Consider the following 26,324-nt stretch of genomic DNA (forward strand, 5'->3'; position numbering starts at 1 on the left):
ACCGTTTAATCCTATATAGAATACGGTTTAATATTTTGACGCTTCTCATGAATCTTTTCATCACCAGGTAGTGTTACAATACCTTCCCAGGGTGAGTCAAAATCAAAGTCCCGCATCTCCTGTGTCAAATGGACCGGTTCATAAATTACTTTATTTTGATCAGCATCATATCTAACTTCTACATATCCTGTAACAGGGAAATCCTTTCGCAAAGGATGTCCATCAAATCCGTAATCCGTCAAAATGCGCCTCAAATCAGGCTGTCCGGAAAATAATACACCGAACATGTCATAACATTCACGTTCCCACCACGTTGCATTTTTCCATAAATGATGAACGGAGGGAACCGGCTCTTTTTCATCTGTATGAACAATGATACGAATACGCTGATTCAATGTTACAGATAAAAGATTATAGACAACATCAAATCTTTTTTGACGGTAGGGATAATCAACACCGCACAAATCCATCAATTGTTCGAATTTGCAAATGGGATGATTTTTAAGCAGAATTAACACATCAAGCAAACAGTTGAGTTTAACCAATATGATTAGTTCATCGTGATCAAACTCAGCCTTGACAACGCCATTTGACGAAGACATGAGCATCATGCCAATCGCCTGCAAATTTGCTTTTTGACTTAAAGTTCTTTTTTTTGAATTTTCTGTAAAATTAACCACGAAGAATTGTCCCTGTACGCTTGATTTTCTTTTTCAACAACATAATACCATAAATCAATGCCTCAGCGGTTGGCGGACACCCGGGTACATAAACATCTACAGGGACAATACGATCACATCCCCTTACGACTGAATAGGAATAATGATAATATCCCCCACCATTTGCGCAGGACCCCATTGAAAGAACCCATCTTGGTTCTGACATCTGGTCATATAATCGACGTAAAGCAGGTGCCATTTTATTCGTTACCGTACCAGCCACAAGCATGACATCTGCCTGTCTGGGCGATCCCATTGGTACAACCCCCATACGATCCAAGTCATAACGTGGCATATAGGCATGAATCATTTCAACAGCACAACAAGCCAGTCCAAAAGTCATTGGCCAAAGACTGCCAGTTCTTCCCCAATTGATTAATTGGTCAAGCTTGGCAACAACAAAACCTTTATTTGAAATTGCCCCCGTTATTCCTTTAATAACTGCATCCTGTTCAGATCCAGGAGGTAACGTTTCTTGATTCCAGTAAATCTGATCAGGATCAGATTTATTTGTTATTTTTATATTCATTATCTACTCATTTTAACCGACAATGGACTTATTTTTACTTAATCCCATTCCAGTGCACCTTTGCACCATTCATACACGAAACCTATGGTCAGGACTAAAAGAAATACAACCATAGAGAAAAAACCGAACATGCCAGTTTTAGACAGGGTCAAAGCCCATGGAAACAGAAACACCATTTCCAGATCAAATATCGTGAATAATATTCCCACCAAATAATAGCGCACGTCGAACATATGACGTGCATTTTCAAATGCCGGAAATCCGCACTCATAAGGCGTTATCTTTTCAGCATATGGTTTTTGTTTTGCACAAAATAATGCCGCACCCAACATTGCAACCGCAATTATTAAAGAAATAATCCCAAATATTAACACGGGTAAATAACTGTTTAAAATTGCCTGCATGGCTAATACTCTTTAATTTTTTATAGAAAATTAAATCATTTATCAAAAATGAACTCAATTCTTTATATCAAAGAAAAAAAAGAATTACACTGTTAATATTAAATATATTGATTTTTATTGATTATTTTAATAAATTTGATGGAACAAATTATTTTGATGAAAATTTTAGTGATTTTCTATTATTGTGCCATTATACTATAAACTAAATGGCGCGAGTGACGGGGCTCGAACCCGCGACCTCCGGCGTGACAGGCCGGCGCTCTAACCAAACTGAGCTACACCCGCGCATTATATGAAGCTTTTCTAAAAGCTCTTTAATATTTTGTCAATATTAATATTTAATAAAACATTAATTTATGGTGGGCGATGACAGGCTCGAACTGCCGACCCTCTCGGTGTAAACGAGATGCTCTACCAACTGAGCTAATCGCCCGTTCCGTTTACTGGAACAACGACTTCTTAACACTGAAGCCGTTGTGTTGTCCAGTCATTTTTTCAAAAAAATTGAACTTTTTTTTAAAATTATTTACTAACAGCTTCTTTTAACAATTTACCAGGTTTAAAACGTACTGAAGTAGATGCTGGAATCTTGATTTCTTCACCTGTACGTGGGTTACGCCCTTTGGCTGCTTTACGATGAGCAGTGACGAAACTGCCAAAACCTACAAGGCGAACCTCTTGTTTTTTTGCAAGTGTTTCTTCAATAGTACTCAATACTGCATCGATAACCTCACCTGATTTGGCTTTTGACAATTCTGTTTTTTCAGCAACAGCGGCAACAAGTTCTTGTTTATTTAGAGGTTTTTCCATTCTTTTTTTCTTTCTATAATAATCACAGACTAAATTTAACTGCTAATGGATATTACATCCATATCTTAAACTATTGAAGCACTTTTCAAGAACGTCAACCGTTCAAGGACTTCAATAGTTATTTTAATACATTTATTCTATTTTTGGTTGCAATATCACCACATTATTTAATGTGCCAGCTGTTTTTTTGATGAAACATTACTTTTTTTCGCAATTACTGGTGTAGAGGTTTCCTCTAGCTCAATAGATTCGTAGGGTCTAATCAATGCTTGATGAATAACATCATCTACCATTTTAACCGGAACAATTGTCAGATTTGATTTGACATTATCGGGTATTTCCACCAAATCCCTTTCATTTTCTTGAGGAATGAAAACTTTCTTAACTCCTGCACGCAATGCAGCAAGCAATTTTTCCTTAAGACCGCCTATAGGTAAAACCCTGCCCCGCAAAGTGATTTCCCCTGTCATGGCTATATCCTTACGAACAGGAATACCTGTCATAATGCTGACAATACTGGTTGCCATCGCAACACCAGCAGATGGTCCATCCTTTGGGGTTGCACCCTCAGGAACATGAACATGTATATCATGCTTTTCAAACAAGTCAGGATGTATTCCAAATTGTAAAGCTCGACTTTTTACATAAGATAAGGCTGCAGATACGCTTTCCTGCATTACCTCGCCAAGCTTCCCGGTTATCTTTATATGCCCCTTGCCTGGAACCATGACACTTTCTATATGAAGAATGTCACCACCTACTTCTGTCCACGCAAGTCCAGTTACGACACCTATAATATCACGTTCTTCACTTTCACCATAAAAATACCGTTTAACCCCGACATAATCCTCCAGATTATCCAACGTGATCTTTACATGGTCACATTCTCCAGAAACGATCTTCTTGACAATTTTACGAGCAATTTTCGCTATCTCTCGTTCAAGATTACGTACACCTGCCTCACGGGTATATGTGCGGACAAGTTCACGCAATACCTCATCATCAATCGACCATTCTGTTGGTTTAAGACTGTGAGATTCCCCCTCCTTCTTGATCAAATGCTGACGGGCGATCTGAACCTTCTCATCTTCTGTGTAACCGGCAATACGGATAATTTCCATACGATCCAATAAAGGTTGTGGCATATTGAAACTATTTGCCGTTGTAATGAACATTACATCAGAAAGATCATAATCGACTTCTAGATAATGATCTACAAACGTGGAATTCTGTTCAGGATCAAGAACTTCCAAAAGAGCGGAAGCTGGATCTCCGCGCCAGTCTGCTCCAAGTTTATCAATTTCATCCAGTAAGAATAAAGGATTAGAAGTCCCAGCCTTTTTCATTCCCTGAATAATTTTACCGGGCATTGCACCAATATATGTTCGACGATGCCCACGAATCTCGGCTTCATCACGTACACCCCCCAAGGACATGCGAACATATTCACGTCCCGTTGCCTTGGCTATAGAACGGGCAAGGGATGTTTTACCAACACCTGGCGGTCCAACAAGGCATAAAATTGGACCTTTAAGTTTGGAAGAGCGGATTTGAACAGCAAGATATTCAAGAATTCTTTCCTTTACCTTTTCCAGTCCATAATGATCGTGGTTTAAAATTTCCTCCGCTTTTTTTAGATTCTTGGAAATTTTGGAACGTTTTTTCCAAGGCAGACCTACAATCCAGTCTAAATAATTACGCACAACGGTTGCCTCTGCAGACATCGGACTCATCCCGCGTAATTTTTTAAGATCAGATAGTGCCTTGTCACGAGCTTCCTTGGTTAAGCGAAGTTTTTTTATCTTGTCTTCTAGTTCTGTCAACTCATCTTTACCGTCTTCACCCTCGCCCAATTCTTTTTGAATAGCCTTTAACTGCTCATTCAAATAATATTCGCGCTGTGTCTTCTCCATCTGTTTTTTAACACGGTTTCGTATACGCTTTTCAACTTGCAATACTCCAACTTCTGTTTCCAAATGTTCAAGAAGTTTTTCCAAGCGTTTTTTCAAATCAACCGTTTCAAGTATTTCCTGTTTTTCAGAAACTTTAAGATTGAGATGGCTTGTAATTGTATCTATAGCCTTGGAAGAATTTTCAATTTGATTGACAGCTACCAGAACTTCAGGCGCGATTGACTTGTTCAGTTTAACATATTGCTCAAACTGATTAGTCATTGTTCTTTTTAAGACATTAATCTCCTTGTCATCATTCTCCGTTTCTTCAATAAGCTCAACCTCTGCCTCAAAAAAAGCTTCATGATCAATAAATTTCTTGACCTTGGCACGTTGAATACCCTCTACCAATACCTTGACTGTTCCATCAGGTAATTTTAACAACTGTAAAATAGTTGCAATTGTTCCAAATGAATAAACATCCTTTTCCGTAGGATCTTCAACTGAAGCATCTTTTTGGGAAACAAGCAATATTTTTGAATGATTTTTCGTAACTTCCTCTAAAGCGCAGACCGATTTTTCTCGCCCTACAAATAAAGGTACAATCATATATGGAAATACAACAATATCCCTTAACGGTAGAACAGCCATAATATTGGACTGTCTTATTTCTTGGTCTTTATTGGCATCCTTCTCTTTTTCTTCAGAGATTTCGGATTCAATTTTCTTTTCTGTCATAAATTTATGACCTCCTTATATGGACGATCCTGTAAGAATGCCCAGGATGGCACATTCTATAAGATTACAATCTTAATATTATATATGCAGTGTATTAATTTTTTTTAAAGTAATAAACAGAATTAATTATCCTGAACCTTTATGAGTAAAAAAAATCTTAAATATTAAGATTTATTACAGATAATAAATTAATATAAAAAAAAATTACATCAAAAATAAGATATTTCTCAACCTTTTTTGATAATAATAAAAAAGACCCTTTTAAAAGAGTCTTTTCCATAAAACAATAAGTGTTTATGCTGTTTGTTCTTTATGAGGGGATATCTCCTCATAAACGTAAACCGGTTCCTCTTTATGGTTAATCACCTCTTTATTAATGACAACTTTGCTTACCCCTTTAAGATCTGGCAATTCATACATTGTTGATAAAAGAATATCTTCCAGAATTGAACGCAACCCACGCGCACCTGTCTGTCGTTCAATGGCCTTATTAGCAATTTCCTGAATAGCTTCTTCTGTAAATTGCAATTGCACGTTCTCCATTTCAAACAGTTTTTGATATTGTTTTACTAGAGCATTTTTTGGCTCAGTCAGTATCTTCATCAAGGCTTTTTGATCAAGATCATCAAGTGTAGCGATTACGGGCAATCTTCCAATAAATTCAGGAATTAAACCGAATTTCATCAAATCTTCAGGTTCCATCTGTCGAAACAATTTCCCAACTTCTTTATGATCTTGGGAATTTACTTCTGCACCAAATCCAATCGTGTACCCTACACTCCTATCACTAATGATTTTATCCAAACCTGCAAATGCACCACCACAAATAAAGAGAATATTCGTAGTATCCACTTGCAGGAATTCCTGTTGCGGATGTTTCCGTCCTCCTTGAGGAGGAACAGATGCAACAGTACCTTCCATAATCTTAAGAAGAGCTTGCTGAACTCCTTCACCACTCACATCCCTTGTAATTGAAGGATTATCGGATTTACGTGAAATTTTATCAATTTCATCAATGTAAACGATACCCCGCTGCACCCGTTCCACGTTATAATCTGCAGCCTGTAACAATTTCAATAATATGTTTTCGACATCTTCACCAACATATCCTGCCTCGGTCAGGGTTGTTGCATCTGCCATTGTAAAAGGAACATCCAGAATTCTTGCAAGGGTTTGGGCCAACAAGGTTTTACCGGTCCCGGTTGGTCCAATAAGCAGGATATTGGATTTAGCTATCTCCACATCACCAGCTTTATCAATCTGGTTTAACCGTTTATAATGATTATGAACAGCAACGGACAAAACCTTTTTTGCGTCTGTCTGTCCTATAACATAATCATCCAAAATTTTGCAAATTTCTTTAGGAGTGGGTAGATTGCCTTGTTTTTTTGCTATTTGCGTTTTATTCTCTTCACGCACAATATCCATACATAATTCGACACATTCATCGCAAATAAATACGGTTGGACCTGCGATTAATTTACGCACCTCATGCTGTGATTTCCCGCAAAAGGAGCAATATAATGCATTTTTTGAATCTTTTTTATTATCAGTCATTTTAACCTTCACCCCCAATTAAAGTCAGGGTCAGAAATACCAACCAGTAAATATCATTATATAAATTATTTAGTTAAATAAGATAATTTTTAAAGAAATCTTATAATAATATTATGACTATTTGTCACTTTCTTTTAACAAATCTGCACTACGATTTTGAACTACCTTATCAATTATACCAAAATCCCTAGCCTCTTCAGGTGACATATAACTGTCTCTTTCAAGACGTTGTTCAATTTCCTCTAGTGTTCTTCCGGTATGCGATTTATAAATCTCGTTAAGCTTTTTACGTATTTCCAATATTTCTTTGGCCTGAATTTCTATATCGCTTGCCTGACCTTGCGCACCACCAGAAGGCTGATGAACCATGATTCTCGCATTGGGCAAGGCAAATCGATTATTGGGTTCACCTCCACATAAAAGTAATGACCCCATTGAGGCTGCCTGACCAATGCAGACAGTACTCACAGGACAACGTATATATTGCATCGTATCATAAATTGCCAAACCAGCCGATACTACACCACCAGGACTGTTGATATAGAAAGAAATTTCTTTTTTTGGATTTACACTTTCTAAATATAATAACTGAGCAGAAATCAAAGATGCAACTTGATCATATACAGGACCCGTGAGAAAAATGATTCTTTCCTTAAGCAGACGAGAATAAATATCAAAAGCACGTTCCCCTCTGGACGTTTGTTCAACAACCATTGGAACAAGTGTATTATCATATATTTCCAGAGACTTGAAATCTCTCATTAATTTTCTTCCCAAATTTATGTTTGATTAAATAATAGTATATTTATTCAATTTAAGAAAATAAATACAACAAAAATAAGATAGAATTCAATTTTCCAAAAAAAGAATGTCTGGAAAAATTTCCAGACATTCCCAATACCAAAATCTATGAAATTCCTAAATTTTAACAGTGGGCATCTTAGAGAGCTCTTCCGGACTTACCTCTTTATCCTCTACCGTGGCAAGCTCTGTAATGTAATCAAGAACTTTATTCTCGTAAAGTGGACCGCGAATAGATTCGACAGCCTGCGGATTTTTCTGGAAAAATTCCATAACTTCTTTTTCTTGCCCCGGATAACGCATCGCCTCGGCCCGCATCGCCTGAACAAGTTCGTCTTCATTAATTGTTATCGAATTGACTCTTCCAATTTCAACAACCAGCAATCCAAGGCGAACACGTCTTTCTGCAATTTTGCGATAATCTGCCTTTAAAGTTTCCTCGTCTTTGTTCTTGTCTTCTTCATCAAGAAGATCATTTTTACGGTCATTTTCAATACGCTGCCAAATTTGCTTGAATTCTGTATCAACCAGTCCTTCAGGCAATTCAAAATTAACTTTCTCAGCCAACACATCCAAAATATCACGTTTCAATCTCAAACGGGACATCTGATCATATTCAGCAACAATTTGCTTTTCAACAGCTTCTTTTAGTTTATCTAAATTTTCAAATCCGAGTTTGGTTGCAAATTCATCGTTCACTTCAGGAACAATAGCCTCTTTTAAGATTTTTGCCTTGATATCGAATGTTGCCTCCTTGCCAGCCAAATTGGCAGCCTGATAGTTTTCAGGGAAAGTAACCGTTATTACTTTTTCCTCTCCTGGTGTCATTCCTTCAATCTGTTCTGCAAATCCCGGAATAAACCCCTTACCACCAATTTCAACATCAACATTCTCTGCGATGCCACCCTCAAAAGCTACGCCTTCAACCTTACCCACAAAATCAACAGACAGAACATCACCGGATTTAGCAGGCCGCTTTTCATCAATAGCTTTAAATTCACGTTGCCGTTGGGCAATTGTGTCAAAAGCAGATTTAAGCGATTTTTCATCTGGCTTGGCTTTTAAGCGTGTCAAATGAATATCTTTAAGATCTGGAATTTCAAAGTCTGGAATCAATTCAACTTCAAAAGTGAATTCCAGATCATCCCCCTTTTTATAACCCTCTTTGAGATTGACCGATGGTTGACGGGCAGGTCGCAGACCTCTTTCACTCAATGTATCTCTGACTGCATTTGAAATCGCCTCATTGACAACCTCATTCTGAACAGATTCTCCATAACGTTGCTCAACAATCGTTAATGGCACTTTTCCCGGCCTGAAACCAGGGATATTCATCTCGTGTCCAAGTTTTGTTAATCGTTGATTTCTCGTTTCAGCGAGTTGTTTTTCTTCAATAATGATTTTGAAGCCGCGTTTTAAGCTTTCAGAAAGCGTTTCAGTAACCTGCATCAGCCAGGCCATCCTCTCGGTCTAAATTAAATTTTACCCTAATATTATAGAGCGTTTCAGAATTAACATTAATTTATATCACTTTAACAGCCAGATCACAAAAATCATATGGAATTAACATCATACGTTTTTGGTGCGGATGGAGGGACTTGAACCCCCACGACTTGCGCCACTAGATTCTAAGTCTAGCGTGTCTACCAATTTCACCACATCCGCACGTCTGTGCATTGAAGTTTTTCTATTTAACGCACTATCTATCGCAGGGCAACAATTTTTTTAACAAAACTCAATTTTTCTTATTTTCATTTTTCCACGTGATATCGACCATTATCTCTCGCCTTGCCAAGATTGTGAATTAAGTCCATTGCATTAGGCCAAGAATTGTTATGTAAAAAAGCTGCCTCTCCATGAATCCAGACCGCGGCACAAGACGCTTCCCATACCTCCATACCACATGCAAGCAAAGTCGCGATGACTCCCGTTAGTACATCCCCAGATCCTGCTGTCGCCAATCGTGCATTTGCATGACAATTGACCGCTACCCTGCCATCGGGAGAAGCTATTAATGTATCCGGACCTTTGAGAATGACCACTGTATTAAGAATACTAGCTGCCTTTTTAACCGCTTCAATCCGGCAATCTTTAAAATCACCAAATATCCGTTTAAATTCACCTATGTGAGGCGTAATAACGGCACATTGTTTCAACAAATCAAAATTTTCTTTTGTCAAAGCACTTGCATCGGCAACAATCGTTTTATTTGTCTTGATTAAATTTGTTAGGGATATTTTAACCTCATCTTCTGTCAGACCAGGCCCGCATACCCAGACTTTTCTTCGTTTATCCTGTAAGGTATCAGTGAAGTCACCCTCATCAACCATAAAACAGGGTGAAGTTAACAAATATAAATCACGGCTACCAAAGGCAAAGATATGCACCAATCCAGCCCCGCAGGAAGAAGCTGCTAATGCTGATAAACGAGCGGCTCCTGTTACCGTTCCCCCTCCCACAACATTTACAATGCCACGATGATATTTATAATCTTCAACGTCTGCAATTGGAAGTTCCCATAATCCCGGTTCGTTCAACCAAGTATTTATTAATAGCTCTGACAATATGTTTTCTGGTATACCTATATTGGCAATAACAAGTTTACCTATATATTCTCGTCCAGGCAAAAGATAATGTCCCGCTTTGGCTCTACAAAACGTTACGGTCAATTCAGCGTGGGGAGCATAACCTCTGATTATACCTGTCTTGCCATCAACACCAGAGGGCATGTCTATGGCAACAAGATGATCTGCAGCTTTCAACACCGAACTTATATGATCATCAATGTCACGAGATAATCCCGCACCAAAAACAGCATCCACAACTAAATCTGCATCCTTAACAGATTGAATATTAAAATCAGTTTTATCCCCACTCCATTGAACAAAAGCCTTGTAAGCATCAGTTCCCTTTTCTGGAGGTTTCAAAGAGGCAACCTTAACTGGCCATCCCTCATTGGCAAGTATGTGTGCCACGACATATCCATCACCTCCATTATTTCCAGGACCGCATAAAACAAGTATTTTACAAGGTTTATAAAATTGCATAATTGCCCGTGCAACGGCTAATCCAGCATTTTCCATCAAAGTTAAGACAGGCAAATATTGCGTTGCGATCTTGTCAACCTGATTCATTTCTTCTGGATTTATCAGAAGCAAATTAGTTTTTTCATTTTTTAATTGCATAATGATATATCTTTCAATGTGATGAATTAAGTATATCACTTATAATTATAACTACGAATGATTATAATATGACAAACTATAAAGAAAAATTGCTTTTTTTGCCTTTATTTGACATGAATGATTTTAACAATCATCACGCCAATGATAAGACGGATTTAATCTATCGAAACCACAATATCTAGGGAATTAGTATGGCTCATATGAATTTTTACTGGGGAATTATCACTTCAATTAACTCTATTGCTCTTTCCTTATGGATCGGAAGTCTGTTTTTTTATTGTCTGAGTGTTCGATCATCAGTTGGATTACTTGATAAAACACTCAAATCTTCCGTATTATTGCAAAACCTGAAAAGAATTTATCAACTTAATGGTTTTAACGCTTTTGCCATCCTGATTTGTCAATTGATTCTTTTTATTCACCACTTTTTTGACAAAACTGTAAACTGGTCTGGTTATGCCGCCATAATTACCACTATTCTAATGATAATTCTCCATCTATATAGTTTTACGTCAGCCTATCAAAAAGCAAACCGATCTATACGACCAAAGGCTGATCTTTATAATAAAATTTGTAATATTTTCAAATTAATTATATTTTTGGGAATAATAGACATTTTATTATTAAATTTTTAATGAAATTATTATTAGTTATTCTATTTCACAACAAAATAAGTATATTGATTAATTACAATATTCTTATTATATAAATGAATAAGCTATTTTTATTATTTTTAAGTGTTAACGGTAAGTTTTATTTTGCCTTCTCATATACAAAAAAACAAATTAATTGACAACAATACATCTACAAATCTTGCGATTGAAAAAATTGAGACTTTTGAACAACTCAAATTGTCTCCCTCAATTTTGTCAGCCATTGATAAAATAGGATTTGACAAGCCTACGGAAATTCAGGCAGCTGTCATTCCCATGGCTTTGCAAAAAAAAGATATCGTTGGGATAGCCAGAACCGGTACCGGTAAAACCGTCTCTTTCACATTACCAATTCTCGAGATGCTTTCCCAGTCCAAGGGACGTGCAAGAATGCCACGCGCTTTAATTCTAGAACCCACTCGTGAATTGGCACTTCAGGTTGCAGATAATCTGAAACTATATAATAAATATGTAAAATTTTCCCATAGTTTACTCGTTGGTGGCGAAAGTCAGTCTGAACAGAAAGAAAATCTTCGACGTGGAACCGATATTATTATTGCAACACCGGGTCGATTGATTGATTTGTTTGGTCAGGGAGCAATTTTACTCAATCAGATTCAGATACTCGTCATTGATGAGGCAGATCGTATGCTCGATATGGGTTTCATCCCAGACATTGAAAAAATTGTTTCCTATTTACCCCAACAAAAACAAACCCTGCTTTTGTCAGCTACGATGCCCCCAGAAATCAAAAGATTGACAAATTCTTTTCTTGTAGATCCAATTGAAATATCTATTTCACCACCTTCATCAGTAGCCTCAACTATTGAATCAAAAGTTATCATCGTTCCTGATAACAAAAAAAGAAAAATTTTACGCACTCTTTTACAGCAGGAAAATGTAAAAAATGCGATAATTTTCTGTAATAGAAAAAAAGATGTTGACATTTTAACTCGTTCCCTGAAGAAACATGATTTCAAAAGTGCCTCTCTTCATGGTGATATCGCACAACATCATCGAACCCAAACGATGGAAGATTTTAAAAATGGAAAAATTCAGTTCCTCGTTTGTTCTGATATTGCCGCACGAGGGATAGATGTTGAAAATCTAACGCATGTTTTCAACTTTGATATACCTCTTCAACCCGAAGATTACGTACATCGAATTGGAAGAACAGGAAGAGCGGAAAAAACGGGTTATGCTTATAGCCTTGCAACACTTGAGGAAAAAGAGTTAATTGTAAATATCGAAAAACTTATAAATGAAACCATTCCCGTTCTTGATATTAACGATTTTATGAATACTTCTAAAGAAACAGATAATTCAACAGATAAGAAATTGATTAAAAATAAAAATTCTCGTCAACAAAAAACCAAATCTAGAAAGGCGGATAATAAGAATTTGATTGAAGTTGCTCCACGTATTCCTCTAACACATGCATTAATTGATAACGATACACCTGTTATTGGATTTGGACAATTTGTACCTGCCTTTATGCTATCGCCGTTTCGTAAGCTTTAAAAAAAGAAACTGAAGATAAATAACATTATTATTTATCTTCAGTTAAAATTTAAACCGATATAAATTTCAGAACATATTCAAGGTTAGTCGAGCTTCATCGCTCATTCTTGAAGGATCCCAGGGAGGGTCCCAGACAATTTCCACCTTTACTTCGGTCACTCCTTTAACTTTTTCAATAGCTTGCTGAACCATGACGGGTAATTCTTGCGCACTTGGGCAATTGGGCGCTGTTAAAGTCATTTCAACTTGCACCTTTCCATCATCATGTAAATCGATAGCGTAAATTAATCCCAAGTCATATACATTAACTGGAATTTCTGGATCATAAATTGTTGAAACAGCATCAATAATTGCATTTTCATCAATTTCTTCCTTAGAATTGTTAATCTGTGGGTTTGAATTATCCTCAGGTTTCCAAGCCTCGATATTTTCTTGATTAACATCAGATTCAGATGTAGATACTGCTTTTCCAATATTATCTGACCTTTTTTGATCAACATTATCCATAAAAAACTCTGCCATTCATATAATTATGGGTAAAAAATCTTTATCAATGATTAGATCTTTGAAAAAAATCAATAATCATATTCAATCCATCCACAAATTTATCGATCTCATCAAAAGTTGTATAAACTGCAAAACTAGCCCGCGATACGCTTGTATAACCAAATTTATTCACTAACGGTTCAGCACAATGCTGACCTGCACGAATGGCGATCCCATTTTGATCCAACAGGGTTGCAATATCATGAGCATGAATATCCTTTATCGAAAAAGAGATTACCCCTCCCCTTACAGATGATGATCCCAATATAGATAAACCAGGAATATTCCTCATTTTAATCAGCGCATATTCAACCAGATTTTTATCATGCTGCATTAAAATATCATATCCGATAGATAAAACATAATCTATTGCAGCCCCCAAACCGATCACCTCAAGTATAGGTTGTGTACCAGCTTCAAATTTAGTAGGAATTTTTGCCCAGGTTGACCGTTCAAAAGTCACATTTTCAATCATGTCCCCTCCTCCCATAAAGGGAGGCATTTGATCCAGACATTCTTTTTTTCCCCATAAAATGCCAATACCCGTTGGACCATAAAGTTTGTGTCCTGTAAAAGTGTAAAAATCTATATCAAGATCCTGAACATTAACCGATTGATGAACAATTCCTTGACTGCCATCAACAAGAATTTTGGCACCATTCTTGTGTGCCATCTCAGCCAGCATTTTGATTGGATTAATCGTTCCCAACACATTGGACATATGGGTTACAGCAACCAATGCAATATCATTTTCAATTAAAATTTGTTCAAATGCCAATATATCGATATCACCATTTTCCAATATCGGTGCAATGTATAAATGGATCCCTAATCTGTCACGCAACATTTGCCAGGGAACAAGATTGGCATGATGCTCCATTTCAGTTATTAAAACACCCTGCCCCTTTTTTATCAGACCTCCATAGGAAAAAGCTACAAGATTGATCGCTTCAGTACTATTTTTAGTAAAAATCACTTCATCGGACGTAAATGCATTTAAAAAACCGGCAATTTTTTTTCGGACTGATTCATATTGATCTGTAACAGCCTCACTCATGGCATAAATGCCTCGATGCACATTTGCATATTGCGTATATGCGGCGTTTTGCATCGCTTCAATTACCTGTATTGGTTTTTGGGCTGATGCGCCACTATCCAAAAATACAAAATCTTTACCGTGAATTTTTTGTTTTAAAATTGGAAAATCATTTCTAATTTGCTCAATATTAAAAGAATAGACAGGGTTAGACATCGCAATCACTTTTCAAGTTGAGGCGGTTACGTAATAATATAATAAATTCTGCAATAGGGTATCTTCGATCTTTTCAATAGACTCGTTAACAAATGCATTAATCAACATTTCTCTGGCCAATTCATAAGAAATTCCACGAGACATTAAAAAAAACAATTGTTCTTGGTCCAATGCCCCTATTGCTGCACCATGGGAACATTTAACATCATCTGCATAGATTTCAAGCTCAGGTTTAGTATCTATTTCCGCTTTATCTGACAATAATAGGGCCTGGTTTTGCTGCTGTGCATCCGTTTTCTGGGCTAAACGATTGACTAGCACCTTGCCCTGATAAACCCCATGACTATTATCAGATAGGATATTTTTAACATTCTGATTGGATTGACAATGTGGAACACTATGAACCACTTTTGATGCAATATCGGCATGCTGTTGACCTGACAAAATCTGGACAGCATCAAAATCTGCCTTACTCCATTCTCCGGCCAAATCAATATTCAGTTCATAACGTGAAAATCTGGAACCTTTATTTAACAAAAATTGCTGATAACATGCATGATCAGACAATTTAACATAATTACTAGAACAATTATAGCTTTCTGATAATGTATGGTTGATAATGGTATAGTTTAGTTTAGACTTTCTTCCCAGTTCTATTTCATGAACGGAATTTGCAAAATAAACACCTTTTCCATAATTTATTTCAATTACAGAACATTTATTTTCTTTCTCAATATAAAATGAATACTTTGGTGAAAAAAACAGTTTTTCAGTTATTTCAGCTTTCCCTAGATTAATACATAAAATTTTCTGGTCATTGAAATTTTTATTACAATTAAATTGCAAAACGGGATTTTCAACAACTTTGTTCAATGCCGTCAAAAAATCATCGTTCGGAATTGACCAACCACTTTTGAAATTCTTGTTTAAAGAAAATTCGTTTGAATGAAGACTAATTGTTGAAAAAGTCTCTAGATATTGACCATTATAGGTGATTATTCTAGGTAAATTTAGCAAATCTACGGTTAATATTTCTTCTAAGGCCCTATGAACAAACGCTTCATCAATAACAAAATCACGCGAAAAATCTGTTTTTTGCAACCATTTCAAATCGCTGTATTTCCAAGCTTCAGTTTTACGTGTCGGGAATTGAAGAGTCAGCAATTTATCAACAATATTTCTCTTGTCTTGTAAATATTCAGATAAAGACAACCTATTTAATATTTCCAACCAATTTTCACGCTTGTTCATCGCGGTGACATTATTCATCAATTTCATCCAAAAACCGTCCGTAACCTTCTTTTTCAAGCTGAAGTGATAAATCAGCTCCTCCAGTATGGATAATGCGACCCCTTGCTAAAATATGGATATAATCAGGCTTGATATAATCCAATAAACGCTGATGATGAGTGATAATTAAAGAGGAAAATTCTGGAGATTGAAGAGTATTAACTCCTTCTGCGACAATACGCAGCGCGTCAATATCTAACCCACTGTCAGTTTCATCCAATATTGCAAAAGATGGTTGCAATAAGGACATTTGCAGAACCTCATTTCGTTTTTTCTCACCTCCAGAAAAACCGACATTTACATTGCGTTTAAACATGTCTGTTGGAAATGAAAGCTTTTTTGCCAACTGACGGGCCAGTTTAAGAAATGACACCGCGTCAAGTTCTTCCTGTCCTCGCGCCTTACGAACGGAATTGGTTGCTGTACGTAAAAAATTGGCATTATTGACCCCAGGCAGCTCCACGGGAGACTGAAAGGCAAGAAACAATCCCGCCACGGCTCTATCATCAGGAGACATTTCCAGAAGATTCTCCCCTTTAAACCATACCTGACCAGATGTCACTTTATAACTGGGATGACCAGACAAGACATAGGAAAGCGTTGACTTACCAGAACCGTTAGGTCCCATAATAACATGAGTTTCACCAGCGGGAATTGATAAATTGACACCTTTTAAAATTTGCTTTGATCCATTTTCAACAGTGTCATCAATAACGGATGCATGTAAATTTTTTATTTCTAATAACATATTCATAGTTTAAACTAACCCACACTTCCTTCAAGACTTATCTGTAAAAGCTGTTGCGCTTCTACAGCGAATTCCATTGGAAGCTCTTTTAAAACATCTTTACAAAACCCATTCACAATTAATCCGATTGCCGCTTCCTTGGTTAATCCACGCTGTTGACAGTAAAATAACTGTTCTTCGGAAATCTTCGAAGTTGTTGCTTCATGTTCAATTTTGGCGGAACTATTTTTACTTTCAATATAGGGAACTGTATGTGCACCGCAATTATTTCCGATCAGTAAACTGTCACATTCAGTGAAATTGCGACTGTTTCGGGCTTTTGGCATCATTCTAACTAATCCACGATATGTACTGTCAGATTTTCCTGCACTAATGGTTTTTGCCAAAATGGTGGAACGTGAATTAGCTCCTATATGAATCATTTTTGTACCGGTATCAGCCTGCTGATACCCATTTGTTACCGCTACAGAATAAAATTCCCCGATTGATCCTTCCCCTTGTAAAATGCAGGAAGGATATTTCCAGGTAATTGCCGATCCGGTTTCAACCTGTGTCCATGAGATACGTGATCGTACACCACGGCAAGCACCACGCTTGGTAACAAAATTGTAAATTCCCCCCTTACCATTTTTATCACCCGGATACCAGTTTTGGACTGTGGAATATTTTATAAAAGCCTCACTCATGGCCACAAGTTCTACAACAGCAGCATGCAATTGATTTTCATCCCGTTGAGGAGCTGTGCATCCCTCCAAATATGATACGGTAGAAGCATCATCAGCAATAATGAGCGTACGTTCAAATTGTCCGGTATTTTTTGCATTTATACGAAAATAAGTTGAAAGTTCCATAGGGCATTTCACACCTTTCGGAACATATACAAATGAACCATCAGTAAAAACAGCGGAATTCAAGGCTGAATAAAAATTATCTCCCTGTGGCACCACACTACCAAGGTATTTTTTAACCAAATCTGGATAAGATTGTATAGCTTCTGAAATTGGACAAAAAATCACTCCCGCTTTCGCAAGAGTTTCTTTAAACGTCGTGGCAACAGAGACACTATCAAAAACTGCATCAATGGCAACAGGTACAATCTCTCCATTTTCCGGTTTTTCAACCCCCGCCAAAATTTCCTGTTCTTTTAAGGGTATACCCAATTTAGCATATGTTTTTAACAATTCGGGATCGACCTCATCCAGAGACTTTGGTCCTTTTTTCTTTTTTGGCGCTGCATAATAATGCAAGTCCTGGAAATCAATTTCAGGATGTTTGAACTTACCCCATGTTGGAGCCTCCATGTTCATCCACATCCGATAGGCTTTCAAACGCCATTCCAGCATCCAATCAGGCTCATTCTTGCGAGCAGAAATTGAACGGATAACATTTTCATCAAGTCCCTTGGGTAGGATATCCATTTCAATATCCGTTTCGAACCCCCACTTGTAGGTATCTGTCTTAAGCTGCTTCAACAAGGCCTCATCTTGGACATGTTTATTCATAATATGCTCTGTTTCTAAATGTTTGTTTCTTGAATTTGTTAATTCTTATTTAAGTCAAATCTGGCAGAACTCTTTTTTAAATCTGCCAAAGTTAAAGTTTCAAAAACATTTTTTATTTGATAATTCAATATTTCCCATTTTCCATATAAAATACACTCTTCATTCTCAATACGACAATCATCCTTTTTACAATCAACCAACTTAATGGGTCCCTCAATAATTCTAACAACCGTAGCAAGAGAAATTTCACTAAGCTCATTCAATAGATAATATCCACTTCCCGGTCCTCGCGAAGATTTTGTCAAGGAAGCCTTGGTCAGCATTTTCAGTATCTTGGCCACAGTAGGTTCAGGAATATGTGTTCTCGTAGCAAGTGTGGATGAAGAGACAACAGTTTTATATTGATCAAGGCTTATGATAATAATCGTTGCATAATCAATAAGTTTGGATAGTTTCAACATAATTTATCAATTCGATCAAATAAAACATATTATATAGGACTATATAAGTCCATTTTTATCGATTTAAAAGTTTTTTTTATTTTTTTATAATACAACAGTTTAAGGATTAAAAAACAGTTTAACAAATAAAAAAAAGATTATTCCGATTGAAAAACCTACAATAGAACCATTTATCCGTATATATTGCAAATCCTTGCCTATTCGACATTCAAGTCGATCAACCAACGCTTGACTGTCCCATTGTGAAACAGCAGTTTCAGTAAAACGGATCAACCCTTCCTTAAAATTTGGTAATGATCTTGAAATAAGTTTCAATATCGCCTTGTTTATTTTTTTTCTGATTTTGGGATCTTTCTGTAGCAGTTCAGAAAAATAATGAATTGAATCAATAATCACGTTCCTAAACCATCCATCCTCATTCCTTGCATCATCGTGAATAAATTTTCTAATTTTTTTCCAAAGATTTTCACGCCATTCCTGTATACTTTCATGATTTACAATTTGTCTAAAAGCTTCAGATATATTTTTGACACGTTCAGGGTCATTCTCAATTTTATCAATTTCATCCTTTATCCACTGACCGATTTTTTCTCTTACAGCATCATTATGTGGATCTATCCGATCCATTTCCTTATTTACAGCGACCAAAACTTTTGTCGCAATTGAATCACCGATCATCCATCCCAGAAAACGACCACCCTGTTCTTCCACTCGACTATGAATCATTTCCCTGAGGCTTGATTCCTTTTCTTTAAGCGTTTTTTTAAGAATTTCCAAAATGAATGAAATTATGTCTTGATGCTGATCAATATCAAGCATTGTTCTTATGATTCTACCGATAAAAGGTGAGATTGATTCTCCACTCAAAAGACGATTTATAATTTTTGTTATTAAGTTGCTGATCCGACCATCTTCAATCCGATCAAGAAAATCAGGAAGAGATTTCAACAAAACACTGCTCAGATATTCAATATTCTCTGTTTTATCCAAATATTTTCCCAAAAAACTTGGAAGATCCATTTTTTTCAAAATCAGAGTGATGTCTTTCTCAGTAAAAATATACTGAGCTATAAACCATCCCAACCCGTATCCTAGACGTTTTTTTTGTTTTGGTAGAATTGCGGTATGAGGAATGGGCAAACCCATGGGATGTCGAAATAATGCTGTCACCGCAAACCAATCAGCACATCCACCGATAAATCCAGCCTGGCTACCAGCCAAAATCAATTCAACCCAGAAATTATGTTTGATTCCTGTATAAGTCGTCAGATAATAGCCTAATAAAGTTATACATCCCATGATTAACAGCAAAAAAGTTGCCAATCGATGATAGCGTAGGAAAATTATTTTTACGTGTTCATCCGAACTTGAAACTTTATTCATCGCCTTCAACATTTTTTCGTGTAATTATTGTTATCGTGAATTTATACCTTTTATTTCTCTTTATAATAATTAATCATATTAAAACAGATTTAATTATATAAAACTAGTAATGGATAATTTTGGATCATGACGGAATCAACGAACTCCTCTTCCCAGATACTTGATGAGCTGCTACAGTTAACCAATCAATTGAGATCAAAAAAAGATCACCAACCAACAGAAAATCCTGTCCTGACCTTAGCACAGAAAATTAACCAAAAATTAGAGTCAAATGATCTCACTACAGAAAATCTCAAAGAAATAATCCAGAAATTGAGAGATTCCGCTTTTTTGTCACATGCCAAACATTTGCAAAAATACCTTTACAATCCCACTAAAGATAATATTCGGCAACGTATCGAAACCGTCATAAAAAAATTGATCCAGCAATCCGATTACGCAAACGAAAAAAATAAGGAAACAAGTTTTGAAAATTTCAAGAAATTAGTTGAAACTACCAAATTCGCCGCAATATTTACGGCACATCCAACCTTTTCCCTTGCCAATCCGGTTTACACAGCCTTGGCAGATATGGCCAGTCATCCTATAGATGATGACACAGATATTCCCTTTTTTACGACTCACAGACGATCTGCCCCCCCTGATTTGAAAGAGGAACTTCAACTTGCAAATAATGCTATTGTTAGGGGACGAAACGCTTTGGATCTGTTCAATTATACACTTTTTGAGACAGCGAAGGAATATTGGCCTGACCATTGGACCAATCTGAATCCCAGTCCAATTTTACTGAGCAGTTGGGTAGGATATGATACGGATGGCCGAAGCGACATAGGCTGGTGGGATAGTTTACTCATACGCCTACAGATGAAAAAACTACAATTGGAACGTCTATATCAGCAATTAGACAACATCCCAAATGGTGTCGACCAATTAAAAAATACTGTTGCAATTGCCCTAAACCATGTCAAGGATCAAATTCATAACTGTCCTTTAAAGCCTGACCCTGATCAGTTTTCAAATTTTTCCCGATTATTGATTGAAAACCGTCATGAATCAATTCTTTCACACGATCAGCTTCTTCCTCTTTTTGATCAAGCCATAAACGATGTTGATGATAATTTCATTATTGATTTATTGATCGCGAAGGCGGGTTTTGTCACTCATGGTTTAAGTCTTTCACATTCCCATGTTAGACTTAATTCCACCCAAATTCACAATATGGCCCGTCAACGATTGGGAATAACCAGTAATCCTGAAAATCCTTCTCATACAAGAACGCTTTTTAATACGATAAATACAGCCTTGGATAAAATTGACCCTGTTCCTGTGGATTTTGGTGCCTTGCTAACAGAAAAAGCCTCGGCAAGCATATTAATGATGCTGTTAACCCAGATACTCAAACATATTGATAGCAAAACCCCTATTCGCTTTTTAATTGCCGAAACAGAAAGCGGTTTTACATTACTTATGGCCCTTTGGCTTGCAAGATTATTTGGGATTGAGAAAAATATCGAGATTTCGCCATTATTTGAAACAGATTATGCCCTCAATCATGGCGACAAGATTATTGAACAAGCCCTGAGATCACCGCATTGGCGTAATTACTTGAAAAAAACGGGCAAGTTATGCCTGCAATTTGGGTATTCTGATTCCGGCAGATTTATTGGTCAAATTGCAGCCACATATCAGATTGAAAAATTACGCAAAAAAATTGCTAAACTTTTGGCTAAATATCAATTATCAAATATTCAACTTATTCTATTCGATACACATGGCGAAAGTATTGGTCGTGGTGGTCATCCATTCAGCATGCAAGATCGTCTGGAATATCTATCCCCAAAAATTACTGAGCAATATTTTCATAAACTTGGTATACGAAGCAGACAAGAAACGGCTTTTCAAGGTGGAGACGGATATTTACTTTTTGGCACACAATTGCTGGCCAATGCCACAATCAGTATCATAGCAGAGCATATCTACGATTTTGATAAGGTTGACCATGATCCCATCTATGATGAAAAAGATTTTAATGCAGATTTTTTTTCAACGATCAACGCATCCATGAATGAATTGATTAATGACAAGGGATATGGAACCTTGTTAAGCACATTTGGTCCCTCCCTCATCGATCAAACGGGGTCAAGACCGGCAGTTCGCCAAAATGATACAGCAGCAGGAAGAAGTTACATAAAACATCCAAGGGAATTGCGTGCTATTCCTAACAATGCAATTCTACAACAATTGGGTTGGTGTGCTAATGTACTTCAAGGTTTGGGAACCGCAATGTCGGCCAACCCCGATACATTTGAAGAAATGCTGACAAACAGCAAACGGTTCAGGCAATCCCTCGATTTTGCCTTTCATGCCCTTAAACACTCCGATGCATCTGTCTTGAGAGCCGGAATCTATATGCTTGATCCCGGCATCTGGCTAGATCGGGCTGCAACTGAAAAAAATCCTGTGATACAGGAATCCTATATGGCGCTGGCAAACGGATTGCAACGACTAGATTGCTGGTCGAGTACCCAGGCAACTTTTCATCGCATACAGAAAGATCATATTATTCTTCTGTCAATTTGGAAAAATACGCCAATCATGGATGATAAGGAAATCCTGTTACATGCTATCCGATTGGCATTAATTGAAAAAATCTGGATGTTATCAACCAAGATTCCATATTTCTCTCCATTTAACGGTTATAACAGAGAACATTTGGATATTAAAATCTTGTGTTTGGAAATACCCTCGGTTTTGCATATGCTCGTCAATCATATCTTTCCACAAGCATCTGAACATGTATCCGATCTATATTTTTATGAACCAAAAGGTCCAAGAAATGAAGGTGCATATGCAATGGATGACCGTCAAATATTTAAACCCATGCAATATAATTTCGATTTGGTCAGGGAAATTTCAATCGCTCTCATTCATCGATTACATGCATTCGGATAAATAAAAGATAATAATAAATCTATTGTTTTAGTAAAAAATCGTTTACACTATACAACAAGATAGTTTTGTTCAAGGGAGTAACTTATGTTTTCTTTAATTGGCGCTATTATTGTTGGGTTTATTATTGGTGGTATTGCAAAATTACTTATGCCTGGAAAACAGCCGGGCGGATTTATTATCACCGTTCTTTTAGGAATTGCCGGTTCCGCTTTGGCAACTTGGTTAGGTGAGCTTCTTCATTTCTATCGTGATGGAGAAAAAGCTGGAATATTATTTTCAATTGTAGGAGCTGTTATCATTCTTTTTATTTATAAAAAAATTATGGAACATAAAGGGAATACCAGTTATTAAAAATATTATTTGACATGAGGCAATATTTAACTCTCATATCAATATTGCCTCTCACTTATTTTTATCTGATTTAAAATACTTCTAATATGTGAATATTCATTAATATAACTTATTTAACAAAGCGGATATATGTACTTTGACGTTTGTCCATTCACTTGAAATTATGGTGTAAATAATGGTATCGCGCAAAGTACCATCCTGTCTAAGAATATGACCACGTAGAATTCCATCTTTTTTGCACCAAGTCGTTCAATTGCTCTTTGACTTTTGAAATTAAAAATATCAGTTCGTAAAACGACGGTATTGGCTTGCAATTTTTCAAAAGCATATTCTAGCAATAAATATTTACAATTTGTGTTTACATGAGTTCCTTGAAAAGATTTTGCATACCATGTATAGCCAATTTCCAAACGTCGCACATCAGGGACAATTTCAAAAAAGCTAGTTGTACCCAAAACTTTTCCTGTATTTTCATCAATAACGGCAAAAGGTTAACACTCTTGACGTTCCATTGCCTCCAAAGCTTCATTAATATAATTTTTAACTTTAGAAGGATGAGGAATAACAGTAACACGAAGTTTCCATAAATCACCTTCTTGACTTGCCGCCTGCAATCCTTTTGTATGAAAATAAGTCAACGGTTCTAATCAAATCCCATTTTGACCAATTTTGATATCTTGATTTGAAAAAAGAGAAAGAAAATTCACTTTAATAAATTCCCATGAAATTTCAAAAATTATTTGATAGAAATCAATCATGATATAATTTTTAAATTTATACAAATAAAACCGAAGATATTTATTTCATTACATACAATTCATAAAAAAACAGCCTTTTATATAAAAGGCTGTTTTGAATCGTATCAAATTGTTATTTAAAATCAGGCAGATTGACTAATAATTTCATCCGCAACATTACGGGGAACTGGATCATAATGGTGGAATTGCATTGTAAAGGATGCACGACCTTTGGTCATTGAACGAAGATCAGAAATATAGCCAAACATTTCTTTCAATGGAACGAAAGCGCGAACCATGACAGTGCTTCCAGAAGTTTCTTGACTTTGAATCATTCCGCGACGACGGTTCAAGTCACCAACAACATCACCAACATGATCATTGGGTGTGGTGATTTCGACATCCATGATAGGTTCAAGAATGACTGGACCAGCTTTTTTCATTCCTTCACGGAAACAGGCTTTACCGGCAATCTCGAACGCCAATGCAGAAGAGTCAACGTCATGATATTTACCATCAACAAGCGTAAATTTAAAGTCTACAGTTGGAAATCCCGCTAATACACCGGTAGATGCCTGATTTCTGATACCCTTGTCAACAGCTGGGATATATTCCTTGGGAACCGCACCGCCAACAATTTTATTTTCGAATATAATTCCCTCATTTCGTTCAGTAGGTTCGAAAATAATTTTGACTTCAGCAAACTGACCCGCACCACCAGACTGTTTTTTATGGGTGTAGGTTTCTGTATGAGACTGAGTAATGGTTTCACGATATGCAACCTGTGGTGCGCCAATATTCGCATCAACACCATATTCACGACGTAAACGGTCAATGATGATATCAAGATGCAACTCACCCATACCTGAAAGAATTGTTTGCCCCGTTTCCTGATCTGTCTTTAACTGTAGAGATGGATCTTCTGCCGCCAATTTCTGAAGCGCAAGTGTCATTTTTTCAACCGCTTCCTTGGTTTTTGGTTCGACAGAAATATCGATAACAGGTACTGGAAATTGCATGCGTTCCAAAACAACCGGATCTGCCGGATCTGCCAAAGTATCCCCTGTTTTCGTATCCTTCAATCCAACAAAAGCGGCAATATCACCAGCATGCACTTCCTTGATTTCTATACGTTTATCAGCGTGCATTTGGAAAATACGTCCAATACGCTCTTTATGACCATGGGTTGTGTTCAAAACCGTGTCACCAGAACGTAAGATACCACGATAAACACGTACGAAAGTTAGAGAACCATATTTATCATTGATGATTTTGAAAGCCAAACCGGCAAATTTGCCATTTGGATCAACGGGAATGATTGGTAATTTATTTTCATCAACCTCTTCATCTTCAGGAGGTGCAATACGAATTCCTTCCACATCATCAGGAGCAGGAAGGTAATCAACAATTGCATCCAACAAAGGCTGAACACCTTTGTTCTTGAAAGAAGAACCGCAAAGAACCGGACGAAATTCACCAGAAATGGTACCTTTTTTAATACATTTCTTTAAAACCTCGACAGAAACATCACCTTTGTCAAAATATTCTTCCATAGCCGCATCATCAACAGCCAAAACGGTGTCCAGAAGATTTTGACGTGCCTCTTCTGCCTTTTCCTTTAATTCAGCAGGGATTTCAACAATATTGTATTTGGCACCAAGATCATCACCTTCCCATATAATGGCATTCATATTGACAAGGTCGATAACACCCTTTAAATTTTCTTCCGCACCAATCGGAAGCTGTAGAGGGATAGCGACAATATCCAGCTTATCTTTTAAAGTGCTGAAAGCATATTCAAAATTTGCACCTGTACGATCCAACTTGTTAATGAAAATAATGCGAGGGACATTATAACGGTCAGCCAAACGCCAATTCGTTTCAGACTGAGGTTGGACACCAGCAACACCCTCGATAATGAAAACCGCACCATCAAGTACGCGCAATGAACGGTTAACTTCAATGTTAAAGTCAATATGGCCCGGAGTATCAATAATATTGATACGATGCTTGTTCCATTCACAGGTAACGGCAGCGGAAGTAATGGTAATCCCTCTTTCGCGTTCCTGTGCCATATAGTCAGTGGTGGTGTTCCCTTCGTGGACCTCACCAATCTTATGGGAGACACCTGTATAATATAGAATACGTTCAGTTGTCGTTGTTTTACCCGCATCGATATGCGCGGTAATACCTATATTACGGATTTTAGAAAGATCAGAATGGTCGGACAAAAGTAAAACCTCCACAAACGATAGAAAAATATTCAGAAAATATATTCATCAAATCATAAGAT

23 protein-coding genes and 3 tRNA genes are annotated in these 26,324 nt (G+C 36.8%); 4 read left to right on the forward strand and 22 right to left on the reverse strand.

Going from position 1 to position 26,324, the window contains the following annotated elements:
* Nucleotides 1-11: 11 nt before the first annotated feature.
* The 12 genes from H3T57_RS03745 to H3T57_RS03800 form a co-directional block, all read right to left on the reverse strand.
* Nucleotides 12-680: an NADH-quinone oxidoreductase subunit C gene (locus tag H3T57_RS03745; protein WP_370552865.1), complete on the reverse strand. Its 669-nt coding sequence runs from the start codon at nucleotides 678-680 to the stop codon at nucleotides 12-14.
* Nucleotides 673-1,248, reverse strand: a complete 576-nt coding sequence (locus H3T57_RS03750; protein WP_155565358.1) for an NADH-quinone oxidoreductase subunit B family protein — start codon at nucleotides 1,246-1,248, stop codon at nucleotides 673-675. The genes H3T57_RS03745 and H3T57_RS03750 overlap by 8 nt, the downstream gene beginning before the upstream one ends.
* A 38-nt stretch (nucleotides 1,249-1,286) precedes the next feature.
* A complete protein-coding gene (ndhC, locus tag H3T57_RS03755) occupies nucleotides 1,287-1,652 on the reverse strand; it encodes an NADH-quinone oxidoreductase subunit A (protein WP_198193242.1) in 366 nt (121 codons plus the stop codon).
* A 207-nt stretch (nucleotides 1,653-1,859) separates the two neighbouring features.
* Nucleotides 1,860-1,937: transfer RNA gene (locus tag H3T57_RS03760), tRNA-Asp, on the reverse strand.
* Between the two features lie 72 nt (nucleotides 1,938-2,009).
* A tRNA-Val gene (locus H3T57_RS03765) sits at nucleotides 2,010-2,085 on the reverse strand.
* A gap of 89 nt (nucleotides 2,086-2,174) precedes the next feature.
* Entirely contained in the window at nucleotides 2,175-2,462 is a 288-nt protein-coding gene (locus tag H3T57_RS03770; protein ID WP_110438938.1) for an HU family DNA-binding protein, read from the reverse strand.
* A gap of 167 nt (nucleotides 2,463-2,629) precedes the next feature.
* Nucleotides 2,630-5,005 carry an endopeptidase La gene (gene lon / locus H3T57_RS03775; protein WP_231504076.1) on the reverse strand — a complete coding sequence of 792 codons (2,376 nt, stop codon included), beginning with the start codon at nucleotides 5,003-5,005 and terminating at the stop codon, nucleotides 2,630-2,632.
* A 381-nt stretch (nucleotides 5,006-5,386) separates the two neighbouring features.
* Nucleotides 5,387-6,649, reverse strand: a complete 1,263-nt coding sequence (gene clpX / locus H3T57_RS03780) for an ATP-dependent Clp protease ATP-binding subunit ClpX (RefSeq protein WP_198193244.1) — start codon at nucleotides 6,647-6,649, stop codon at nucleotides 5,387-5,389.
* Between the two features lie 117 nt (nucleotides 6,650-6,766).
* Entirely contained in the window at nucleotides 6,767-7,411 is a 645-nt protein-coding gene (locus H3T57_RS03785; RefSeq protein WP_198193245.1) for an ATP-dependent Clp protease proteolytic subunit, read from the reverse strand.
* Between the two features lie 156 nt (nucleotides 7,412-7,567).
* On the reverse strand, nucleotides 7,568-8,899 hold the full coding sequence (tig, locus tag H3T57_RS03790) for a trigger factor (RefSeq protein WP_198193246.1): 1,332 nt from the start codon (nucleotides 8,897-8,899) through the stop codon (nucleotides 7,568-7,570).
* Between the two features lie 131 nt (nucleotides 8,900-9,030).
* Nucleotides 9,031-9,115 (reverse strand) — tRNA-Leu (locus tag H3T57_RS03795).
* An 86-nt stretch (nucleotides 9,116-9,201) separates the two neighbouring features.
* The gene (locus H3T57_RS03800) at nucleotides 9,202-10,635 is read right to left on the reverse strand and encodes an NAD(P)H-hydrate dehydratase (RefSeq protein ID WP_198193247.1); all 1,434 of its coding nucleotides are present in this window, start codon (nucleotides 10,633-10,635) and stop codon (nucleotides 9,202-9,204) included.
* A gap of 191 nt (nucleotides 10,636-10,826) precedes the next feature.
* On the opposite strand from H3T57_RS03800, the gene H3T57_RS03805 reads away from it, so the two are divergent.
* Nucleotides 10,827-11,270 carry a hypothetical protein gene (locus H3T57_RS03805; RefSeq protein WP_198193248.1) on the forward strand — a complete coding sequence of 148 codons (444 nt, stop codon included), beginning with the start codon at nucleotides 10,827-10,829 and terminating at the stop codon, nucleotides 11,268-11,270.
* Nucleotides 11,271-11,393: 123 nt separating this feature from the next.
* Nucleotides 11,394-12,809 (forward strand): DEAD/DEAH box helicase, encoded by a 1,416-nt coding sequence (locus tag H3T57_RS03810; protein ID WP_232349718.1) that lies wholly within the window; start codon nucleotides 11,394-11,396, stop codon nucleotides 12,807-12,809.
* Between the two features lie 66 nt (nucleotides 12,810-12,875).
* Here H3T57_RS03810 and H3T57_RS03815 read toward each other — a convergent pair whose 3' ends face one another.
* The 7 genes from H3T57_RS03815 to H3T57_RS03845 all read right to left on the reverse strand — a co-directional run bounded on the left by H3T57_RS03815 (nucleotide 12,876) and on the right by H3T57_RS03845 (nucleotide 19,991).
* Entirely contained in the window at nucleotides 12,876-13,316 is a 441-nt protein-coding gene (locus tag H3T57_RS03815; protein ID WP_232349719.1) for an SUF system Fe-S cluster assembly protein, read from the reverse strand.
* A gap of 43 nt (nucleotides 13,317-13,359) precedes the next feature.
* A complete protein-coding gene (locus tag H3T57_RS03820; RefSeq protein ID WP_155571856.1) occupies nucleotides 13,360-14,607 on the reverse strand; it encodes an aminotransferase class V-fold PLP-dependent enzyme in 1,248 nt (415 codons plus the stop codon).
* A gap of 12 nt (nucleotides 14,608-14,619) precedes the next feature.
* Nucleotides 14,620-15,876, reverse strand: a complete 1,257-nt coding sequence (gene sufD, locus H3T57_RS03825) for a Fe-S cluster assembly protein SufD (RefSeq protein WP_155571855.1) — start codon at nucleotides 15,874-15,876, stop codon at nucleotides 14,620-14,622.
* A complete protein-coding gene (gene sufC, locus H3T57_RS03830; protein WP_155568018.1) occupies nucleotides 15,869-16,651 on the reverse strand; it encodes a Fe-S cluster assembly ATPase SufC in 783 nt (260 codons plus the stop codon). The genes sufD and sufC overlap by 8 nt, the downstream gene beginning before the upstream one ends.
* A gap of 8 nt (nucleotides 16,652-16,659) precedes the next feature.
* Entirely contained in the window at nucleotides 16,660-18,147 is a 1,488-nt protein-coding gene (gene sufB, locus H3T57_RS03835) for a Fe-S cluster assembly protein SufB (RefSeq protein WP_198193250.1), read from the reverse strand.
* A 38-nt stretch (nucleotides 18,148-18,185) separates the two neighbouring features.
* The gene (locus H3T57_RS03840; RefSeq protein WP_198193251.1) at nucleotides 18,186-18,608 is read right to left on the reverse strand and encodes an Rrf2 family transcriptional regulator; all 423 of its coding nucleotides are present in this window, start codon (nucleotides 18,606-18,608) and stop codon (nucleotides 18,186-18,188) included.
* A gap of 99 nt (nucleotides 18,609-18,707) precedes the next feature.
* A complete protein-coding gene (locus tag H3T57_RS03845; protein WP_196424494.1) occupies nucleotides 18,708-19,991 on the reverse strand; it encodes a DUF445 domain-containing protein in 1,284 nt (427 codons plus the stop codon).
* Between the two features lie 126 nt (nucleotides 19,992-20,117).
* Here H3T57_RS03845 and H3T57_RS03850 point away from each other — a divergent pair, with 126 nt between their 5' ends.
* Both H3T57_RS03850 and H3T57_RS03855 read left to right on the forward strand, forming a co-directional pair.
* Nucleotides 20,118-22,943 carry a phosphoenolpyruvate carboxylase gene (locus H3T57_RS03850; RefSeq protein WP_198193252.1) on the forward strand — a complete coding sequence of 942 codons (2,826 nt, stop codon included), beginning with the start codon at nucleotides 20,118-20,120 and terminating at the stop codon, nucleotides 22,941-22,943.
* A gap of 84 nt (nucleotides 22,944-23,027) precedes the next feature.
* A complete protein-coding gene (locus H3T57_RS03855) occupies nucleotides 23,028-23,294 on the forward strand; it encodes a GlsB/YeaQ/YmgE family stress response membrane protein (RefSeq protein ID WP_110438926.1) in 267 nt (88 codons plus the stop codon).
* 161 nt (nucleotides 23,295-23,455) lie between these two features.
* Here H3T57_RS03855 and H3T57_RS03860 read toward each other — a convergent pair whose 3' ends face one another.
* The 3 genes from H3T57_RS03860 to fusA form a co-directional block, all read right to left on the reverse strand.
* Complete coding sequence (locus tag H3T57_RS03860; protein WP_347400966.1) at nucleotides 23,456-23,773, reverse strand: GNAT family protein; 318 nt, start codon at nucleotides 23,771-23,773, stop codon at nucleotides 23,456-23,458.
* A gap of 12 nt (nucleotides 23,774-23,785) precedes the next feature.
* A complete protein-coding gene (locus tag H3T57_RS03865) occupies nucleotides 23,786-23,932 on the reverse strand; it encodes a hypothetical protein (RefSeq protein WP_198193254.1) in 147 nt (48 codons plus the stop codon).
* Nucleotides 23,933-24,174: 242 nt separating this feature from the next.
* Nucleotides 24,175-26,262, reverse strand: a complete 2,088-nt coding sequence (gene fusA, locus H3T57_RS03870) for an elongation factor G (RefSeq protein WP_110439017.1) — start codon at nucleotides 26,260-26,262, stop codon at nucleotides 24,175-24,177.
* Nucleotides 26,263-26,324 lie beyond the last annotated feature (62 nt).

The sequence above is a fragment of the Commensalibacter sp. W6292M3 genome (genome assembly GCF_016101315.1).
GTDB lineage: Bacteria > Pseudomonadota > Alphaproteobacteria > Acetobacterales > Acetobacteraceae > Commensalibacter > Commensalibacter melissae.

Excerpts from the sequence above, each read along its gene's own strand:
- H3T57_RS03750 (WP_155565358.1), bottom strand. The coding sequence starts at position 1,248 with ATGAATATAAAAATAACAAATAAATCTGATCCTGATCAGATTTACTGG.
- ndhC (WP_198193242.1), bottom strand. The coding sequence starts at position 1,652 with ATGCAGGCAATTTTAAACAGTTATTTACCCGTGTTAATATTTGGGATT.
- H3T57_RS03770 (WP_110438938.1), bottom strand. The coding sequence starts at position 2,462 with ATGGAAAAACCTCTAAATAAACAAGAACTTGTTGCCGCTGTTGCTGAA.
- lon (WP_231504076.1), bottom strand. The coding sequence starts at position 5,005 with ATGGCTGTTCTACCGTTAAGGGATATTGTTGTATTTCCATATATGATT.
- clpX (WP_198193244.1), bottom strand. The coding sequence starts at position 6,649 with ATGACTGATAATAAAAAAGATTCAAAAAATGCATTATATTGCTCCTTT.
- H3T57_RS03785 (WP_198193245.1), bottom strand. The coding sequence starts at position 7,411 with ATGAGAGATTTCAAGTCTCTGGAAATATATGATAATACACTTGTTCCA.
- tig (WP_198193246.1), bottom strand. The coding sequence starts at position 8,899 with ATGCAGGTTACTGAAACGCTTTCTGAAAGCTTAAAACGCGGCTTCAAA.
- H3T57_RS03800 (WP_198193247.1), bottom strand. The coding sequence starts at position 10,635 with ATGCAATTAAAAAATGAAAAAACTAATTTGCTTCTGATAAATCCAGAA.
- H3T57_RS03805 (WP_198193248.1), top strand. The coding sequence starts at position 10,827 with ATGGCTCATATGAATTTTTACTGGGGAATTATCACTTCAATTAACTCT.
- H3T57_RS03815 (WP_232349719.1), bottom strand. The coding sequence starts at position 13,316 with ATGGATAATGTTGATCAAAAAAGGTCAGATAATATTGGAAAAGCAGTA.
- H3T57_RS03820 (WP_155571856.1), bottom strand. The coding sequence starts at position 14,607 with ATGTCTAACCCTGTCTATTCTTTTAATATTGAGCAAATTAGAAATGAT.
- sufD (WP_155571855.1), bottom strand. The coding sequence starts at position 15,876 with ATGAATAATGTCACCGCGATGAACAAGCGTGAAAATTGGTTGGAAATA.
- sufC (WP_155568018.1), bottom strand. The coding sequence starts at position 16,651 with ATGAATATGTTATTAGAAATAAAAAATTTACATGCATCCGTTATTGAT.
- sufB (WP_198193250.1), bottom strand. The coding sequence starts at position 18,147 with ATGAATAAACATGTCCAAGATGAGGCCTTGTTGAAGCAGCTTAAGACA.
- H3T57_RS03840 (WP_198193251.1), bottom strand. The coding sequence starts at position 18,608 with ATGTTGAAACTATCCAAACTTATTGATTATGCAACGATTATTATCATA.
- H3T57_RS03845 (WP_196424494.1), bottom strand. The coding sequence starts at position 19,991 with ATGAATAAAGTTTCAAGTTCGGATGAACACGTAAAAATAATTTTCCTA.
- H3T57_RS03850 (WP_198193252.1), top strand. The coding sequence starts at position 20,118 with ATGACGGAATCAACGAACTCCTCTTCCCAGATACTTGATGAGCTGCTA.
- H3T57_RS03855 (WP_110438926.1), top strand. The coding sequence starts at position 23,028 with ATGTTTTCTTTAATTGGCGCTATTATTGTTGGGTTTATTATTGGTGGT.